General features: G+C 38.3%; 16 protein-coding genes. 6 read left to right on the top strand and 10 right to left on the bottom strand.

Annotated features, from left to right (window positions below; translation table 11 throughout):
• Positions 1-508: 508 nt before the first annotated feature.
• The 3 genes from G466_RS0114735 to G466_RS0114725 all read right to left on the bottom strand — a co-directional run bounded on the left by G466_RS0114735 (position 509) and on the right by G466_RS0114725 (position 6,507).
• Entirely contained in the window at positions 509-1,810 is a 1,302-nt protein-coding gene (locus G466_RS0114735) for a D-alanyl-D-alanine carboxypeptidase (protein ID WP_026814356.1), read from the bottom strand.
• A gap of 85 nt (positions 1,811-1,895) precedes the next feature.
• Positions 1,896-3,311, bottom strand: a complete 1,416-nt coding sequence (locus tag G466_RS0114730) for a SusD/RagB family nutrient-binding outer membrane lipoprotein (protein WP_026814355.1) — start codon at positions 3,309-3,311, stop codon at positions 1,896-1,898.
• A gap of 124 nt (positions 3,312-3,435) precedes the next feature.
• Positions 3,436-6,507: a SusC/RagA family TonB-linked outer membrane protein gene (locus G466_RS0114725; RefSeq protein ID WP_026814354.1), complete on the bottom strand. Its 3,072-nt coding sequence runs from the start codon at positions 6,505-6,507 to the stop codon at positions 3,436-3,438.
• Positions 6,508-6,941: 434 nt separating this feature from the next.
• On the opposite strand from G466_RS0114725, the gene thrS reads away from it, so the two are divergent.
• The 4 genes from thrS to rplT all read left to right on the top strand — a co-directional run bounded on the left by thrS (position 6,942) and on the right by rplT (position 10,215).
• Positions 6,942-8,882, top strand: a complete 1,941-nt coding sequence (gene thrS, locus G466_RS0114720; protein ID WP_026814353.1) for a threonine--tRNA ligase — start codon at positions 6,942-6,944, stop codon at positions 8,880-8,882.
• A 33-nt stretch (positions 8,883-8,915) separates the two neighbouring features.
• On the top strand, positions 8,916-9,470 hold the full coding sequence (infC, locus tag G466_RS0114715; protein WP_084418862.1) for a translation initiation factor IF-3: 555 nt from the start codon (positions 8,916-8,918) through the stop codon (positions 9,468-9,470).
• Positions 9,471-9,561: 91 nt separating this feature from the next.
• On the top strand, positions 9,562-9,759 hold the full coding sequence (rpmI, locus tag G466_RS0114710; protein ID WP_026814351.1) for a 50S ribosomal protein L35: 198 nt from the start codon (positions 9,562-9,564) through the stop codon (positions 9,757-9,759).
• A 111-nt stretch (positions 9,760-9,870) separates the two neighbouring features.
• Positions 9,871-10,215, top strand: coding sequence for a 50S ribosomal protein L20 (rplT, locus tag G466_RS0114705; RefSeq protein ID WP_026814350.1), 345 nt, complete (start codon positions 9,871-9,873; stop codon positions 10,213-10,215).
• Between the two features lie 102 nt (positions 10,216-10,317).
• On the opposite strand, the gene G466_RS0114700 is transcribed toward rplT, so the two are convergent.
• Positions 10,318-10,740: a secondary thiamine-phosphate synthase enzyme YjbQ gene (locus tag G466_RS0114700; protein ID WP_026814349.1), complete on the bottom strand. Its 423-nt coding sequence runs from the start codon at positions 10,738-10,740 to the stop codon at positions 10,318-10,320.
• Between the two features lie 246 nt (positions 10,741-10,986).
• Here G466_RS0114700 and G466_RS0114690 point away from each other — a divergent pair, with 246 nt between their 5' ends.
• Positions 10,987-11,805 (top strand): HAD family hydrolase, encoded by an 819-nt coding sequence (locus G466_RS0114690; RefSeq protein WP_026814348.1) that lies wholly within the window; start codon positions 10,987-10,989, stop codon positions 11,803-11,805.
• A 364-nt stretch (positions 11,806-12,169) separates the two neighbouring features.
• Positions 12,170-12,598 carry a DUF1801 domain-containing protein gene (locus G466_RS0114685; RefSeq protein WP_026814347.1) on the top strand — a complete coding sequence of 143 codons (429 nt, stop codon included), beginning with the start codon at positions 12,170-12,172 and terminating at the stop codon, positions 12,596-12,598.
• 162 nt (positions 12,599-12,760) lie between these two features.
• On the opposite strand, the gene G466_RS0114680 is transcribed toward G466_RS0114685, so the two are convergent.
• The 6 genes from G466_RS0114680 to tgt all read right to left on the bottom strand — a co-directional run bounded on the left by G466_RS0114680 (position 12,761) and on the right by tgt (position 19,944).
• Positions 12,761-13,948 (bottom strand): asparagine synthetase B, encoded by a 1,188-nt coding sequence (locus G466_RS0114680; RefSeq protein ID WP_229797228.1) that lies wholly within the window; start codon positions 13,946-13,948, stop codon positions 12,761-12,763.
• A 180-nt stretch (positions 13,949-14,128) separates the two neighbouring features.
• The gene (gene dnaB / locus G466_RS0114675; RefSeq protein ID WP_026814345.1) at positions 14,129-15,676 is read right to left on the bottom strand and encodes a replicative DNA helicase; all 1,548 of its coding nucleotides are present in this window, start codon (positions 15,674-15,676) and stop codon (positions 14,129-14,131) included.
• Positions 15,677-15,831: 155 nt separating this feature from the next.
• On the bottom strand, positions 15,832-16,785 hold the full coding sequence (locus G466_RS0114670) for an acetyl-CoA carboxylase carboxyltransferase subunit alpha (RefSeq protein ID WP_026814344.1): 954 nt from the start codon (positions 16,783-16,785) through the stop codon (positions 15,832-15,834).
• Between the two features lie 68 nt (positions 16,786-16,853).
• Entirely contained in the window at positions 16,854-17,744 is an 891-nt protein-coding gene (locus G466_RS0114665) for a DMT family transporter (protein WP_026814343.1), read from the bottom strand.
• On the bottom strand, positions 17,731-18,813 hold the full coding sequence (locus G466_RS0114660; RefSeq protein WP_026814342.1) for an LptF/LptG family permease: 1,083 nt from the start codon (positions 18,811-18,813) through the stop codon (positions 17,731-17,733). The genes G466_RS0114665 and G466_RS0114660 overlap by 14 nt, the downstream gene beginning before the upstream one ends.
• On the bottom strand, positions 18,814-19,944 hold the full coding sequence (gene tgt / locus G466_RS0114655) for a tRNA guanosine(34) transglycosylase Tgt (protein WP_026814341.1): 1,131 nt from the start codon (positions 19,942-19,944) through the stop codon (positions 18,814-18,816).
• Between the last annotated feature and the right edge of the window lie 27 nt (positions 19,945-19,971).

Here is a 19,971-nt window from a genome sequence, read left to right as displayed (position 1 = left end):
AGTAGTGAGTAGTGAGATAAAGAGACACAGGCCGCGAGAAACCTCAACACATTATTAAAAAGATAAGCCCTTTCCAACTCTATAAAAAAAAGAGCTATTCATATTATATATAGTAGTGAGTAGTGAGTAGTGAGATGTTAGTATTGAGATAGCAGAATTGAGCAGTGAGATTTGGTTACTCAACATAAAATCGATGACCATGGTCAACCTCAACACACCAACAAGGCACGACTTTTCTCTAATCGGAGCAACAGACCTATATAGATGTAGATACAATAAGGAATAGGCGCATTTCGATATAACCTATCCTATATATAGTAAGGAGCAGTATGATGCATCCATTTTGGAGTAAAAAAAACTCAACAGGCCGCGTTAGCGATCGCAGTGGCATCCCCGCACCAACGCAAGGGATATAACGAAGAGCGCGACCTAACGAAGGAAGGGAACGCCCAACCCTAAAATATAATCGGCACTCCATGCTAACAATATTATTTACTCTATACAAGCCCTAATATTTCTCATGAATAGAAAACAATACCTTTTGCATTTCGCGTTTTAACTCATTAGAACTTATAACGTAGTTATTATGCATAAAACTAAAATAAAGCACTTTATTACTTTTTGTAAGGAGGTAACCGCTTAAACAATGGGTACCGTTTAAAGTTCCCGTTTTTGCATAGATATAAGGACTATCTCCTCCAGAATGATACCAGGATTTAATAGTTCCCGTTTTTCCTCCAGCAGGAAAAAAAGCATATATTTTTTCTTCAGGCACCTCTTCCCTAATTTTTTTCAAAAGCGCGATGATACTCCTTGGTGTAAATTTATTATTACCGGAGAGTCCAGAACCATCTACCCATACAGGCTTATCTGGTAAATCGTTTAAAAAATTTTCAAGGGAATAATTTATCACCTTTGCAATATTTAAGGTATCGAACAATTTGTCCGAAGCAAGAACCAACAATTGCTCAGCCAGAAAATTATCACTTATAATCATCATCTGTTTAAATAAGGAATCGGTTTCTACTCCTTTCAGCTTAGCATGGGGAAGTCCCCTTACCAAACTATACTCTATTTTTTGCACATCCTTCCCAAGGGTATCCTTTAGCATCTCCAAAGTGAGCTGTGGCGAAATGGCGTAAGGACGGTCTGTTTTCAACTTAACAGAATCCCCTACTATATTATACTCAAACACATTACTATCCTTATCCCTGTCTATAATATAACTGAGCGTAGACAAATCCTTATTAAGTCGTATATCCTTCTCAAAGAACAGAGGCGAATAGCTAAGATCTTTATCTTCCGCATTTTTAGAAAACCGAACAATATTACCATACATAGGAAGGGCTGATCTTTGAGGGCCGTAATAATACTTATACCAACTCCAGGACCAACCCGATCCGTAAGCCGTAACCTCCTCAGAATTATCTGCCCAATACAGGTTTTTATCGGTAGACTTCAATAGCTCCAAAGCACTTAGATCATTAAAATCTGGATGCAGAAAGGCAGGGTTCCCGGTTCCCCAAAATAGCAACGAATCATTTTGCTCCCTATAATTTAAGCTATTCACATATTTGTCTAAGATTTTATAAGTAGTATAAAAAGTGAACATTTTAGTATTGGACGCCGGTGTAAAATACTTATCCTCGTTTTGCTCATACAATACCTTATCCTTTTCAGGGTCGTAAATAACAACACCAGTAAACCCCTTGTTAAACACCTCAGAATTCTTAATAGGTTTCATCAAACGTTTGGTTGCGCAGCTAGAAATGAGCAAACAAAGTAAAAGTAAGCGGAAAATATTTTTCATATTATACTATTTCATTCTATAAAAATAGAAAATCTCCCGCTGTGTGCGGGAGATTTTAAACTAATTAAATTAAATGGTCATTTCCTTAATTGGCATCCCAAAATATGCGATCTAATAAGGTAACGGAAGGAACATTCTTGCCGTTTCTACTTATTTCACTATCAGGATAACTCAATCTTCTAATAAATTTCCCTCCAAGCTCAGGATTAAGATTAGCAGGCACTGTCATATCCTTATATTGATAATTAAACCTTCTAGCATCGTTCCAGGATTCCGCATGTAGAAATAAAGCCACCCATTTTTCCTTAAAAATATCATCCATAGTAAAGGCTGCCGCCCCCATACTTACAGCAGGGCTAGCCAAATAAGCATCCATTTCTGCTTGTGGAACCTCTAACATCTCCATATGCGCTATTATTCCATCCAGATAGGCTTGATACGCCCTAGCTTTATCTACTTCAAAAGCGGCTTCAGCTTCAATGAACTTTTGCTCACTATAGGTGGCAATCAACAGCGGGGAAGTAACTGAAGTGTAATATTGCCCTTGAATCAAGGTTGACCTAGCTCCCTGCTCCGGAGCATTTCCCCTTCCAGCCCCATTTGGAGTCCCCACAAATTCCCCGTCATTTGTAGCACCTACCATTAATTTTAATCGAGGATCAACATCGGGATAGGAAGTACCATCTAGGGCTTCAATGAACTGCTCACTGATCCAACCATCCAATAACAAATTGGCATTATTTCTTGCCGCATTGGACCACGGATTTATAGATTGCTCAAAGAAGGAAACCTGAGCGTTATCAGAATTACTGCTAAACGCGTTATCTAGTGCCGCTAACACCTCATTAGCATTATAATTTGAGGTTGCTTTTTGATGGATCATAAATCGTGCCTTTAACATATTCCCAAAAGCTATCCATTTATCTACGTCACCTTTAAATATAAAATCGTCGTCCCCTATTGAAACCGTAGTTGCCCCTTGTAGATTCTGAATCCCTTGGTTCAAAAAATCCATCACCTTTGAATATAGCTCTACATCGGAATCATACTTAGGTGTTACGGTCTCGAACCTGAAACTTTCAGAGAAAGGAATACCTCCGAAAATATCTACTGCCATTCCTAAGTTTAATGCCATTAAAATTTGAGCAGCACCCGTATAATGACTTGCCCCTAATTCTTCTGACTTATCCATCATTATGGTTAAATCTGTCATTACGTTATATAATCTAAACCATGTAGTACCATGACTGACCGGCTCCATTGTATCGCCTGAACTACCTGGGTTTGGCGAAGCCAAGTATTGTACATAATAAGACGTAATATCCCCCACCCTATACTGATTGTAAGCAGTTTCATAGGTACTGTTGATCATTAGACCCGATATTGGTGCATCCTCCGGGTTATTTGGATTTTCATTCACATCCAAGTAAGAGTCACAGGAGCTTGCAATAAACACAAGGCCAACACCTAGTACCTTACCGATTCTATTTATAATTTTCATATTGTTGATTTTTATATTTTTATTTCACTTTTTTTTCCGTTCTGGAAACCTAAATTGGTTTGAGGCCATAGAGGAGAAAAAATCTCATATTAACAGCGTCCCCCCAAAATCTTAGTGCACCTTCTTAAAACCCAACGTTCAAAGTCATGAAATAACTTTGAGTTCCAGGAAATCCAAGACCAGTGAAACCAATGGCATTCCCTCCAGCTCCTGCAGAGAAGGATTCCGGATCAAAACCGTCCCATGGTGAGTATAGAATAATATTATTTGCTGCTACTGAAATCCGCAAGGAAGAAAATGGCGTACGATCTAAAATCTTATCGTTAAAGTTATAGGCAAGGGAAACACTCCTAAGCTTAATATAACTGGCATCATACACAAAATTTTCACTAATTCCTCTATAGGTATTTCTCCAGAAACCAGCACCATAATCTTTACCATCTGGACTTTCACCTTGGCCTAACCACACTTCTTTGGTATTGGGTGTACCATCTTCCAATACGCCATCAAACACTTTATAGTCGTTTCTGACGGCGGTATACTCATTTTTGCCAAACGCAGAGAGGAAATTGTCAAATTGATTATACTGCTTCATTCCTGCTCTAAAATCCATCATCACATTAAGGTCAAAATTCTTATAGCTAAGCTCATTTCGTAAGCCCCCTATCCATTTTGGAACCGCATTACCAATGATAAGCTGGTTTAGATTTCTTTTTGGGAAGCCATCCTCCCCTATTATAATGGGCAGCTCGCTTTCTACAAAAATACTGTTAGGATCTCCACCGTAACGTGCATAACTGGTACCGTAAAGATTACCATAAGCTTCACCTTCTATCAATTTCATGGTAACCCTACTTCCGTCGTAACCAGATTGACTCCCCACAACAATCTCATCAATTCCTTCGCGAATGGATTTCACTTTGTTATCGTTGATTGACACGTTTGCAGACACCTTCCAATTAAAATCAGGACCCTTTACCACATCTCCTCCAAGTACAAATTCCAATCCTTTATTCTCTATTTCCCCAGCATTTGTAATATATGAGGAAAAGCCAGTAACATCAGAAACGGGAACTGGTATAATTTGATCTTCGGCGTTGGATTTGTAATAAGTAACATCCAAATTCAATCTATTCTCAAAAAATGCCAATTGGGCCCCAAATTCCATAGAAGTGGTCAACTCTGGTTTTAGAGCGGGATCCCCAAAGGCATCATTTCTACTAAACCCTACCTGTCCGTCTAACGGATATACACTTGGTGAAACAAAGGTAGCTCCCAGCACATGTGGATTCGTATCTTTACCTACTTGCGCCCAAGAGGCTCTTAACTTACCAAACGTAAACCAGTCTGGTGTGGTTAAGTGATCACTAAACACATAACCCAAGTTAAATGAAGGGTAAAAGAAAGAATTATTATCCTTTGGGAGGGTAGAAGACAAATCGTTTCTTCCTGTAATATTCAGGTACAAATAATTCTTATAGCTCACCATTAGATCTCCATAAAAACCAACTAGTCTTCTAATACTGCTACCTTGACTTGCAAAAACCTGCTTGGTATTATTTACGTTATAAAATCCTGGAATAACAAAATCTTCTCCACGAAGTGTAGTCCTATCATATTTTCTTTCAAAAATATCATTACCTATTCGAAGAGTAGTATCCCAATCATCACTGAATTTTTTACTTAATGTAATATAAAAGTTAGAAGTGATGTCCATACTATTAATCCTAGTCTCTTCTAAATATCCGGTAGAACTCAATGCTTGCTCTCCATCTATACCTTTTGGGCCCGGAGTAACCTCGGTTCTGGAATCGCTAAAAAAGTCGGTACCTACTCGGTATGAAAGCATCAACCAATCTGTTGGAGCGTAATTCAAATTAAGGTTCCCGATCATCCTATTTACATCATCCTCGTAAGTACTAAAACGAGCATCGTATACGGGGTTGGTATTACCATATGTCTTCATGGTACCGTCCGGATTAATATAATCCCTTACATCGGTAGTCTCAGACCAATACATCATTCGTTCCATATAGCGATCATGTGGCACCCTATTCCCTCCAGAATTAGAATAATTTACAGAAGCACTAAAATTAAATTTTTCGCTCATGGTTACACTTCCAGAAAGTTTGGCGGTAGTTCTTCCCCAAGTACTAAAAGGAATTATTCCTTCTTGATCAAAATTTCCGAAAGACCCATAAAAAGTAGCCTTATCGCCCCCACCGGAAATACTCAGGCTATTGTCCGTTTGCATCCCAGTGTCAAAGGCGCGATTCCAGTTATCTTGATATTTATGTCCTGGCACTGTCTTAGCGATCTCTGAAATTGGCGCACCCCAACTTGGCCAGAAACTAGTAGGATCATACTCCCCACTAAACCCTTGTCCGAATTGATCTTGCAATTTTGGCAATCGGTTTAAATCCTCAAAGCCTATAGAAGAGTTTAAGTTTACTCTAATCTGTCCCTTTTGACCCTTTTTAGTTGTAATAATGACTGCTCCGTTCGCAGCGCGAACTCCATAAAGCGCTGTTGCGGCAGCACCCTTTAAAATGGACATAGACTCTACATCCGCAGGATTTATGTCGGCTGCCCTATTGGTAAGTCCACGAGGAGTACCACTCGATTCTACAGTAGAATTATCTATAGGAACTCCGTCCACTACAAAAAGAGGCTGATTATCCGCCTGTGGATCTAGGGAGTTAATACCCCTTATTACTATTCGCGCACTTTGACCTGGAGCACCACCCGAATTGGTAATTTGTACTCCAGCTACCTGTCCTTGCAAGGCACTTACTAAGTTGGTTTGCTTGGTACTGGTTATTGCCTCCGCATCAATGCTTTGAGCAGCATAACCAAGCGCTTTCTTTTCTTGGGATATCCCAAATGCGGTTACGATCACTTCCCCTAATTGCTCGGAGTCTTCCTCCATGGTGACATTTATTACTTTGGCAGTCCCAACGGTTACACTCTGACTTTTCATTCCCAAAAAGGAGAATCTAAGCACATTGCCCGAGCTGGCTGCAATTGCGTAATTACCATCGAAATCTGTTGTTGTCCCAGTAATGGTCCCCTCAACAAGAATAGTCACCCCTGGTAATGGCGTACCAGAGACGTCGGTAACCACTCCAGTAATATCTTGACCGTAGGATTTAAAGAGAAACAAAAGAAAAGCACATACTAAAAAGGTATTCTTCATGAGTTTTAATTTAGTTGATTAAAAGCAAAATTTATGAAATATAATCGCACATTCAAACAAAAGACTAAATAAATGTTAAATCACAAGCAATTAACTAACATTCATAAGATTTATTCATCCTCATCACGGATTTGAAATGAATTTCATATGTAGAAAACATATTTATCAGTTTTAGACGCCAAACTATTTTGACAAATAAATGCAAAATTCAGCTCTTTATTTTCGCCTATTTCCTTAATTATATCAATATTACGTTCGGTATAACCTATTATATTTTAAAGCACCGGTAGTTAGTTTCTTATATTTTGCGACCATAAGACCCCTGTCCTTATATTTACCCCTAAGTAATAAGCCAAAATTTTAAAATTCATTTCAGTACAACTTTGCCCAACTAAACCCTTTACAATATCTTTGCACCTGTTAAATAGAATCCTATGATCAAAATTACTTTACCGGACGGAAGTGTTAGGGAATATGCAAAGGGGACCACTCCACTAGAAGTGGCCAAAAGCATTAGTGAAGGTTTGGCTAGAAATATTATTTCTGCAAAATTCAATGGTATTACAGTTGAGACTGTTACCCCCTTAAATGAAGATGGCTCCCTAGTTCTTTTTAGCTGGAACGATAAGGAAGGTAAGACAGCCTTTTGGCATTCTACCTCCCACGTGGTTGCTCAAGCTTTGGAAGCGCTTTATCCGGGAATAAAACTGACCATTGGTCCTGCCATTGAAAATGGATTTTATTACGATGTGGACTTCGGTGAGAGAAGCATATCTGAAAAGGATTTTCCCGCAATAGAAAAAAAAGCACTAGAAATTGCCAGAGGGAAACACGATTTTAAAATGCGGTCCGTAAGCAAGGATGACGCACTAGATCTCTACCGCTACCAAGAGAACGAATATAAGGTGGAGCTAATTGAAAATTTAGAAGACGGCACCATTAGCTTTTGCGATCATGATACCTTTACCGACCTATGCCGCGGGGGGCATATCCCCAATACCGGTATTATAAAGGCTATAAAAATATTGAGTGTAGCCGGTGCCTATTGGCGAGGAGACGAAAAAAACAACCAATTAACACGAGTATATGGAATTTCCTTTCCAAAACAGAAAGAACTTACTGAATACTTGGAATTGCTAGAAGAAGCTAAAAAACGGGATCATAGAAAATTAGGCAAGGAGTTGGAGTTATTTACCTTCTCTCAAAAAGTAGGGCAAGGCCTCCCACTATGGTTACCAAAAGGTGCAGCTTTAAGAGATAGGTTAGAGGAATTCTTAAAGAAGGCGCAAAAGAAAGCTGGTTATAAAATGGTAGTAACTCCCCATATTGGACAAAAGGAACTTTACGTTACTTCTGGTCACTATGCCAAATATGGAGAGGATAGCTTTCAACCAATAAAAACACCAAAAGAGGATGAGGAGTTTTTATTAAAACCGATGAATTGTCCACACCATTGTGAAATTTACAATGCAAAACCTTTTAGCTATAAAGACCTACCGGTTCGCTATGCCGAATTTGGTACTGTTTACCGTTATGAACAAAGCGGAGAGCTTCATGGTTTAACCAGAGTACGCGGATTTACTCAGGATGATGCGCATATTTTCTGTACTCCCGACCAATTAGCCGATGAGTTTAAAAAGGTAATAGACTTAACGCTGTACGTACTAGGATCCTTAGGTTTTGATAAGTTTACCGCACAGGTTTCAGTTAGGGATTTAGAAAAACCCGAAAAATATATCGGATCTGTTGAGAATTGGGAAAAAGCAGAAAACGCCATTATTAATGCCGCAAAGGAAAAAGGACTTGATTTTGTTATTGAAAGTGGGGAAGCTGCTTTCTATGGCCCAAAGTTAGACTTCATGATCAAGGATGCCTTAGGCAGAAATTGGCAATTGGGTACTATACAGGTAGATTACAACCTTCCTGAACGATTTGAACTTACCTATAAGGGTAGCGATAATGAGCTTCATAGACCAGTGATGATCCACCGAGCGCCTTTTGGTAGTATGGAAAGGTTTATCGCTTTGTTGTTAGAACATACTGGAGGAAATTTCCCACTTTGGCTAATGCCAGAACAGGCAATTATCCTACCTGTAAGTGAAAAACACGAAATATATGCCGAAAAAGTTTTAAATTCCTTGGAAAATAACGACATTCGCGCCCTCATTGATAATAGAAATGAGACAGTTGGCAAAAAAATCAGGGAAGCAGAGATGACTAAAATCCCATTTATGCTAATTGTTGGCGAGAATGAAGAGAATGAAGAAACCATTTCCGTTAGAAGACACGGAGGTGAAGATCTTGGTTCCATTACCATAAAAGCCTTTTCTGACTTGGTAACTAATGAAATAAATAGTACCTTAAAGTCGTTTTAAAAAAAATATAAGTTTAATTAAAAAAGTAGAGCCATAGCAATAAGAAAACGTTTTAGACCACAACCTAGAAGGGAGAATAAAAATCCCCACAATATCAATGAAAAGATTTTATCGCCCAAAGTAAGGTTGGTTGGCGACAATGTAGAAGTAGGAGTGTATAACACTAGGGATGCCATTGCCCAGGCCAAGGAATTGGAACTGGATTTGGTAGAAATATCACCTAAAGCAGATCCACCAGTTTGCAAAATAATAGATTACAAGAAGTTCCTATACGAACAGAAGAAGCGCGAAAAGGTCATGAAGTCCAAGGCGACGAAGGTTATCGTAAAGGAAATTAGATTTGGACCGCAAACAGATGATCACGACTACGAGTTTAAAAAGAAACACGCAGAGAAATTTTTAAAGGATGGTGCTAAATTAAAGGCATACGTATTCTTTAAAGGAAGATCTATTGTTTATAAGGATCAAGGTGAAATTCTCTTGCTTAAATTAGCTTCCGAATTGGAAGATTTGGGCAAGGTAGAACAGATGCCTAAATTGGAAGGAAAAAGAATGACCATGTTCATTGCTCCCAAAACCAAAAAGTAATTCACTTTTTAGATTAGGATTATAAAATAAAAGTTGCCGGAAAATTCCGGCTTAAAAATAGTAAGCGAGATAATTAATAAATAGGAATCAAATGCCTAAACAGAAAACAAAATCTAGTGCCAAAAAGCGTTTTAAGCTTACCGGTACTGGCAAGATTAAAAGAAAGCATGCCTTTAAAAGCCACATTCTTACGAAGAAGTCTAAGAAGCGCAAGCTTGCGTTAACCCACACTGCATTAGTGCATCAGTCGGACGTTAACAGTATTAAAGAACAATTACGTTTAAAGTAATCGTTCAGTCGGTAGATTATTAACCCTGGAGTTAGGCCGCACCGCTGCATAGTGTAAAAGTGCAAAAAAAGTGTCGGATTTTGACCGCCTACTACAAAAACAATTTAAATTATGCCAAGATCAGTAAATTCAGTTGCTTCTAGAGCTAGAAGAAAAAAAGTAATGAAGCAGGCCAAAGGTTACTTTGGAAGACGTAAAAACGTTTGGACAGTAGCCAAAAACGCGGTTGAAAAAGCAATGTTATATGCTTATAGAGACCGTAGAAATAAGAAAAGAACTTTCCGTTCCCTATGGATTACCCGTATTAACGCTGGAGCCAGATTGCACGGAATGTCTTATTCTCAGTTTATGGGCAAGGTAAAAGCCAACAACATAGAGCTAAACCGTAAGGTATTAGCAGATTTGGCTATGAACCACCCAGAAGCTTTTAAGGCTATCGTAAACAAAGTAAAATAAATTAAATAACACATCTCGCTTATAAATCCCGGTCCTTATGGATCGGGATTTTTTTTGTCTAGCCACTTCCTTAATAAAGAGAGATGCTCCACCCAAATTTAATTATACACCAAAGCAACTCACCACTAGCTTTCTTTCACTGGCATAATCCCGATGCTCACATAAATATATGCCTTGCCATATTCCCAAATTAAGTTGGCCGTTGGTAATTGGGATCTGCACAGACGACCCCATTAAGGACGATTTAATATGAGCTGGCATATCATCTGCCCCCTCAAAGGTATGGACATAATATGTTGCATTCTCAGGTACCATAACGTTTATATGACTTTCAAAATCGGTCCTAACTGTAGGGTCTGCATTTTCATTTATAGTTAAACTAGCCGAAGTATGTTTAATAAAAACCTGTAACATTCCTTGGTTTATACGCCTTAATTCTGGCACACTAGCCAAAACCCTTTCGGTGATAATATGAAACCCTCTTTTATAAGGCGGTAGATTTATTTCCTTTTGATAAAAATGCATACAATCAATTTAAACATTATTGCTAATTTCGGAATTATAATTAAACTACATTATGCACCAAATTATAATTACCACTTAACACCAGATAAAACCCTAAAAGGCAATACATGGCAGGGTATTAAAAAGATTAATTTTCAGGTCGGTCAAAAATATATAAGTTCATGAGCCCTTTCAAATGTGAAACTTTTAACAACTATGCTACCATTAAATATATATCTAATACCTTTGTTGGTTAAACATAAATGAATGGATTTTTCAAAAGTAAAAATGGTGGTAACGGATATGGATGGGACATTACTAAACTCCAAGCATGAAGTAAGCCCAGAATTCTTTACCCTATTTCAGCGATTAAAAGAACAGGATATAAAATTTGTAGCAGCTAGTGGTCGCCAATATTTGAGTATTGTAGAGAAACTAGACGCTATTAAGGACGATATAATCGTTGTGGCAGAAAATGGAGCCTATATACGTAAACGAGAGAAGGAGCTGCTTTCCACCCCCTTAGAAAACGGCACTATTGCCGAGGTGATGAAAATTTTAAAAGATACACCCAACGTACACGTTGTCTTATGCGGAAAGGAAAGCGCCTATATAAAAGGGGATTCGGAAAAATTCAAGAATAAATTAAAGGAATACTATTCCGAATTTAGCATCATAGAAGACCTATCTACTTTTAATGGGGAAATCTTAAAGATTGCACTTTTTCATTTTGAAAGCTCAGAAGATTATATTTATCCCTTAGTAAAACATTTAGAAAGCAAAATGAAAGTTAAGATCTCCGGAGAAAATTGGCTAGACATTTCTAGCATGAATGCCAATAAGGGATATGCCTTAGAGCAATTACAACAGAAATATGGCATAAGTAAGGAAGAGACCATGGTATTTGGGGACTATAACAACGACTTGGAAATGCTAACTAAGGGTCATTTTAGTTTTGCAATGGAAAATGCACATCCAGACGTCATAGAAATTGCAAACTACAAAACCGCCACTAACGACGAAAATGGGGTAGAGCGCATCTTGGAACAACTTGTACTAAGTAAAGCTAAAAGCAGCACCTACTAAGTGGGTACTTTAACACACTTCTTTAGTTGATCATAAAATACTTCAACTCTAAAAATCCCCAAAGTGAAATCTTTGGGGATTTTTTTTAGTTCATAATCTACTCGTAACCGGCCAGAATACAGCGTGTAATTTCTTTATAAGCACAACCGATCCCAATTTATAACGTTATTTTTAGATTAGGACCCTGATATTTTATTACCTTAATGACCATTAGGCCCTATTATTGTCCTATTTCTTTGTGAGTAGGTCTAATTCGGTCTAGTTGATGAATACCCTGTACAAGGTATATTCATCAACTAGCTATAGAATTAGCTATTCACATTATACAGCATACAACGCTACTCTAATTTTCTAAACTCCCATAATGAAAAGTGTAAAATTAAAGACAAATCCGAAGGTAGCGTTGCTCTTCAAAAACTACCCAAACACCGTATCCCAGAAGCTATTGTATTTAAGAAGGTTAATACTGGAAGTTGCTAATGACAATGATGAAATAACAGCTTTGGAGGAGACCGTTAGATGGGGAGAGCCTAGTTATCTCACCAAAAATGGCAGTACTATACGTTTAGATTGGAAGCCACATAATCCGCAAGAATATGCTATTTACTTTAATTGTTCCAGTAGATTGGTGCCCACCTTTAAATTACTATTTAAAGAGTTATTTACCTTTGAAGGAAATAGGGCAATAATTTTTAAGATGGACAGCAGCATTCCTACAGAAGAATTAAAATACTGTATCAATACCGCCTTAACTTATCATAAGGTAAAGCAATTGCCTTTTCTAGGATTGTAACAGTTAGTTTTTTACAATGATCAATCACATCATAACCCTATGTAGCAACTAATCTTCCAATAAGTTATACGTAATTACCCTTTCAGAATAAAGATATCCAAGTATATGCACAGGATCTACACTAAACTCCTACCTCCCAACCTGATCCAAAAAATTTACTTTTTAGGTCTTCTGATTCCTTTTCTTAGCTGCGGGAAACAAAACATTGTTTAAGATGAGTCGGTAACCGGGAGAACTAGGATGCAATTCTAGTTCTGTTTTTGGATCTCCGACCCTATGTTGATAATCTTCAGGATCGTGTCCCCCATAAAATGTGAAGAACCCTCTCCCTTTAACCCCATGAATATAGCGCGCTTCACCATTTATTTTGTTTTCCCCCAATACTAATACGGTAGGCTTTATCTCTTCCCGAGTAAAGGCCGTTGTCTGTCCCATAAATCCCTTCACCAGCGCCGTATGGTTCTGGCACAACATAGTGGGAATAGGGTCCCATTTTGCTGAAAATTCCATCAAAGAAAAATAATCGGACTCCTTATAAATTTCACCTCTTTTACGCGTGGTATCAATAGAACTAAACTCGTACACCAACGGATTCCGTTCTAAAATAAAATTAGTAAACGCAAAGGTATTACCGTAATTTAGTTTGGACTGGTAGTTGGCATCCGATGGATCTCCATCAAACATAGGCTCACAAATGTCCACGCCTTCTGCAGCTAAGGCAATATCGAAGCTATCGGTAGCCGAGCACATAGCAAACATAAACCCGCCCCCCATTACATAATTTCTAATTTTCTGGACTACTGCACTCTTCTGCTCTGAAACCTTAGCAAACCCAAGCTTTTGAGCCATGGCCTCTGCATTCTGTTTTCCTTCAATATACCATGGAGCAGTTCTATACGTTCCATAAAACCTTCCATATTGTCCAGTAAAATCCTCATGGTGAAGGTGCAGCCAATCATACATCACCAATTGGTCTTGCAATACCTCTTCGTCATACACTTTCTCATAGGGAATCTCTGCGTAGGATAGCACCATGGTTACGGCATCATCCCAAGGTGGATTGTTTTTAGGGGTGTAAACAGCAATTTTAGGCGCCTTTTCCAATATCACCGATTCTTGGTTTTGGGATGGACTACTTATTCCGTCTAAAATATTTTGGGTCTGTACATCAGATAAAATCTCATAAGAGACACCTCTAATCTGACATTCCCTACGAATATTTTCTCCATCTGGAAGTAAAAATGACCCTCCCCTATAGTTTAACAACCATTGCACCTTTTGTTGTTTGCTCAGTACCCAGTAAGTTATACCATAAGCTTTAAGATGATTTTTTTGCCCTTCCGCATCCATAGGAATCAGGATTGTAGAGGCGTAGAGACCACTACCCCATAAAAAACAAAATATAGCAAAAAAAAGGCCTCCAAAAGATCTCGGGGGCCAAATATTATTTTTCATTAAAAGGTGTTTTAATAATTGTCTTTCCCAATATAGGATGGGAGATAATTTAGTAACTATCCTCTCACTGCACCGTTAAAACGGTACATCGTTATCATCAGGCATATGATCATTGTTCATTGCACTTCCAAAAGCTTCACTAGCATCTGGCAATCCTTTGGTTATAAACGGATTATCGTCATCCGCATTCATTTTGGATTGGAATTCGAACGGGGAATCAAAATCATCCAAGTTATCGAACTTACCTAAATGTCCAAGGAATTTCAATCTAATATTTTCTAGGCCTCCGTTTCTGTGTTTTGCAACAATAAACTCTGCCTGCCCTGCTGTTGGGGAACGCTCTTCATCATCCCATTCATCAATCTTATAATATTCCGGCCTATAGATAAAGGAAACAATATCCGCATCTTGCTCAATAGCTCCTGATTCCCTCAAATCCGATAGAACAGGACGCTTACTTCCTCCCCTGGTTTCAACGGCCCGTGATAACTGTGATAGCGCTATTACGGGTACGTTTAATTCCTTTGCCAAAGCTTTCAGGTTTCTAGAAATAGTAGAGATTTCCTGTTCACGGTTACCTCCCTTCTGGGTACCTCCAGCGGTCATCAACTGAAGGTAATCTATCATGATCATCTTTATGTTGTGTTGAGAAGCAAGTCTTCTTGCCTTCGCCCTTAGGTCAAAAATAGAAAGCGAAGGGGTATCATCGATAAACAATGGAGCAGACTCCAATGCCTTCACCTTTACATTCAGCTGTTCCCACTCGTGTTTTTCCAGTTTACCAGTTCTTAATTTCTCTGAAGACAATCCTGTTTCCGAAGAAATTAACCTTGTAATCAACTGAACCGAGGACATCTCCAGAGAAAAGAATGCTACACCTATATTAGAATTAACAGCTACGTTTCTAGCCATGGACAGTGTTAGCGCTGTTTTCCCCATACCAGGACGTGCCGCAACAATAATCAAGTCACTAGGTTGCCAACCAGAGGTTAGCTTATCTAACTTATCAAAACCAGAAGGAATTCCACTTAGTCCTTCCTTTCCGGCAATTTCCTCAATTCTTTTCTTTGCCTGGATCACCAAGTTCTGTGCGGTTTCTGCAGACCGCTTTAGGTTACCTTGGGTAACATCATATAGTTTGGATTCTGCTGCATCCAACAGATCGAACACGTCTGTAGAATCCTCATAGGCCTCCTCAATAATTTCATTAGAGATCTTAATAAGGCTCCTTTGAATGAATTTTTGGAGGATTATTCGCGCATGAAACTCGATATGCGCCGAAGAAGCTACCTTTTGGGTGAGTTTTATAAGATAAAAATCGCCACCCGCTTTTTCCAAGCGGCCATCTTTTTTTAATTGTGCTGAAACAGTTAATAAATCTACCGGTTCGGAATTTTCGAACAGTTTAAAGATAGCTTCATAGATAAATTTATGGGCTTCCTTATAAAAAACATCGGGATGTAGGATATCTATTACTTCATCCACTCCTTTTTTATCAATCATCATCGCACCAATCACAACCTCCTCTAAATCAACTGCTTGAGGAGGAATTTTTCCTTTCTCGAGGTTAATAATGGTAGATTTATCTATCCGATGACCAATAACTGGGTTCGTTTTTTCCATGAGTGCTAAATTAACAAATAAGAATTAAATGGGGGTTGGGGATATCAACAGTTCATTAACAATCACCCTGTTGATAAGTTACGAAATTTGTTCATAAGCAAAAAAAAACTGGAGAAATACTGCTCCAGTTTTTTTCCGCTTGTGAAAATGGGATGTTAACCATTAAAAACTCCCATGTTGGCATATTTATCCATCCGATTTTTCACTAGATCTTTTGGTGATAACTTTTTCAATTCCTCAAAATGCACTGAAATTTTATTTTTCACGATTTCGAAGGTTTTTTCTCGGTTAGCATGTGCACCACCTACAGGTTCTTTCACGATCTCATCGATCAATTTCATCTTCTTCATATCTATCGCTGTAAGTTTAAGTGCCTCTGCAGCTTGCTCTTTATATTCCCAACTTCTCCAAAGAATGGAAGAACAAGATTCTGGGGAAATTACCGAATACCATGTGTTTTCCAACATCAATACCCTATCCCCTACACCAATACCCAAGGCGCCACCTGAAGCACCCTCTCCTATTATCACAACAATAATTGGAACTTTAAGACGAGTCATTTCCAAGATATTCCTTGCAATAGCTTCTCCTTGCCCCCTTTCTTCGGCCTCAATTCCGGGATAAGCACCTGGAGTGTCTATTAAACATACCACAGGAACACCAAATTTCTCTGCAGATTTCATAAGTCTCAAAGCTTTCCTGTAGCCTTCTGGGTTAGCCATACCAAAGTTACGGTATTGCCTAGTTTTGGTATTATATCCTTTTTGTTGCCCTACAAACATATAGGTCTGATCACCAATTTTTCCAAGACCACCAATCATGGCCTTATCGTCCTTTACATTACGATCCCCATGAAGTTCCAGAAAAGTGTCTCCACATATAGCCTTTATATAATCTAACGTATAAGGTCTATTGGGATGTCTGGACAGTTGAACACGTTGCCAAGCAGTAAGGTTTTTATAAATATCTTTGCGGGTATCCGCCAATTTCTTCTCTATCTGCTTACAGGTTTCCGAAACATCAACATCACTTTCCTCACCAATAATCATGCACTTATCCAACTGCTCTTCAAGCTCCTTAATGGGAAGTTCAAAATCTAAATACTCCATAGGTTAACTGGTTTTGTTCTTTTCAATATCAATAGGCAAATATAAAACTTTAAAGGGAAGCCACCTCCTTAGTCTATTTTTTTTAATTTCTTTCTATTCTTTAATATCCCGTTGGCCACTACTGTGGTTAGTATGATTAACCCTCCACCATAAAAGCCTGGATTCATCTTCTCACTGTCCCCAAAAATAAGGTAAGCCAGAATAATTCCATATACCGGTTCTAAATTGGTGGTCAGCATAACGGTATAAGGGCTAATAAACCTCATCACTTTTACTGAGGCAATAAAAGCGTAAGCGGTACAGGCAGAAGCCAGTAAAAAAATAAAACCCCAATCCATTGCTGTTAAAGTAAAAAAATCAGCATTGTACCTTCCTTTAAAGGCGAGGTAAATAGTGAGCAATAACACACCACTCCCTAATTCATATAAGGAAATAATTGAAGGTTTATGTTCTTGGGCCAGTTTACCGTTAATCAAGGAAAATACGGCGGATAAAAATGCAGAGACCAGGGCCAATACAATTCCATAAAGATAGTTGCCTTGTACATTGAACATTACATAAAGCCCAAGCATTACCACCAAACCAAAAATAACTTCGTATCCTATCATTTTACGACCATACCAAATGGGCTCCATCAACGCCGCAAAAAATGCACCCGTAGACATGGTGGCCAGTGCAACAGAAACATTGGACACCTTTATGGCCATAAAAAATGTTACCCAATGCAAGGCAATTACTATACCTGCAACGATCAGCATCACCAATGCTCTTGGGGGGACTTTTAAATTTAACTTCCGAAACTTTACATAAATCAAAATCAATAGGAAGGCAATTCCCATTCTATACCAGACCAATGGAAGTGCATCTATAGTAATAAGTTTACCTAAGATCGCTGTAAAGCCCCAAATAAAAACGATAAAATGGAGGTGGAGGTAGTTTTTGAGTTTAGCGCTTAGCATTTTTCATCAGGTAAAAACCAATAATACCAAACAGAACATTGGGGATAACGACCGCCAATAAGGGAGAAAAGCCCGACTGTTCCGCCAGGGTTCCAAAAACCTTATCAAAAAAGATATAAATAAAGGCCACCCCGATTCCAAAGGCGAGGTTAACTCCCATGCCTCCCCGTCTTTTTACAGAAGAAACTGCTACTGCAATGATTGTAAGAATAAAGGCCGCAATAGGTAATGACCAGCGTTTATATTTAACCAATACATAACTATTAATATTAGAAGCTCCTTTTCTTTTCTGATCCTCAATAAATTTATTGAGTTCAAACATATTTTTGGTTTCTGCAATGTAAGATACAGGGGTAAGATCGTCTATTTTAAAATTAAATATGGTATCCAACCTTTTTTTGGTCTCTATAACTTCAGTTCCATTTACTAGCTTTCTTTTAGAATAAGAGGTAAGCCTATAGACACTATCACTCTCTACCCATCTAATATTTGCTGCAGCCATTTTAAAATTGAGCGTATTATCCTCGTTAAAGCGCTCCATGGAAAAATTATAACCTATTTGTCTGGCTGGATCAAAACGGCTTACATAGATATAGTCGGTTTCATTTAATTGATTGAAGATATTTGTTGTGACCCTGTCCTGTTTCCCTTTCTTTAGATACTTGAACTTAAATTCATTGTACCCTACACTTGCTGGTGGAACAATAAACATATTCATTAAAAACATAATTACCGCAATTATCGTAGCCCCAATCATATAGGGTCTTAAAAAGCGACCATAAGAAACACCCGAGCTTAAAATGGCGACTATTTCTGTATTATTGGCCAGCTTAGAAGTAAAGAAAATAACCGATAGAAAAAGAAATATGGGAAACAACAAATTTCCAATAACCAGGGTAAAGTTCCAGTAATATAGGACAATTTCCGCTAGTGGAACTTCATTGTCTATCATTTTTCCAATTTGTTCTGCCAAATTCGCCATAATGCCTATAGGCACAAATAGCATCAACATCACAAAAAAGGTTGCCAGATAGCGTTTTAATATGTATTTGTCTATTATAGTAAGCACCTATAATCTTTTATCCATTTGTTTTACCATCATGGTTTTCCACTCGTAAAAATCTCCTGCTAATATATGCTTTCTTGCTTCTCTCACCAGCCACATATAGAAACCAAGATTATGAATGGTAGCAATTTGCTTCCCCAAATATTCGTTGGCAGCAAAAAGATGTCTTAGATAAGCTTTGGAATATTCCCTATCTACAAAAGTGGTCCCCATTTCGTCCAAGGGAGAAAAATCATCTTCCCACTTTCTATTTTTAATATTAATGGTACCATGAGCGGTAAATAGCATTCCGTTCCTTGCATTTCTAGTTGGCATTACACAATCGAACATATCTATACCTAGCGCAATGTTTTCCAAAATATTTATAGGTGTTCCTACTCCCATTAGGTATCTAGGCTTATCCTCTGGTAAGATATCACATACCACTTCAGTCATCGCGTACATTTCCTCTGCGGGCTCCCCTACCGAGAGTCCACCTATGGCATTACCTTCAGCACCTACTCCGGCAATATACTCCGCAGACTGCCTCCTAAGGTCTTTATATGTGGAGCCTTGCACAATAGGAAAGAAGGTTTGTGCATAATCGTAGGTAAAAGGCGTTTTCTCCAAATGATTTATACAACGGTCCAACCACCTATGGGTTCTTTGCATGGATCTTTTGGCATAATTATAATCACAAGGATAGGGAGTACACTCATCAAAAGCCATAATAATATCGCCGCCAATTACCCTTTGGATTTCCATTACATTTTCTGGAGTAAATACGTGATAAGATCCATCTATATGCGATTTAAATTTCACCCCTTCTTCCTTAATTTTTCTACTCCCAGATAATGAATACACTTGAAATCCGCCGCTATCCGTTAAGATGTTTCGGTCCCAGCCCATAAATTTATGGAGTCCGCCTGCTTTTTTTAAAATATCGGTTTTTGGTCTTAGGTATAGATGGTAAGTATTCCCCAGAATAATATCTGGATTTACCTCTTCCCTAAGTTCTTTTTGATGAACCCCTTTTACTGATGCCACAGTACCTACCGGCATAAAAATGGGTGTTTCTATTTTTCCGTGGTCCGTGATAAGTTCTGCGGCCCTCGCTTTGGTTCTACTGTCTGAATGTTGTAAAGTGAATTTCAAAAAAAATATGATTTAAAGGCGCAAATA

Source organism: Arenibacter certesii DSM 19833 (assembly GCF_000429545.1).
In the GTDB taxonomy this organism is placed as follows: domain Bacteria; phylum Bacteroidota; class Bacteroidia; order Flavobacteriales; family Flavobacteriaceae; genus Arenibacter; species Arenibacter certesii.
The sequence above is the reverse complement of the archived record's forward strand: the minus strand, read 5'-3'. Positions and strand labels throughout refer to the sequence as shown.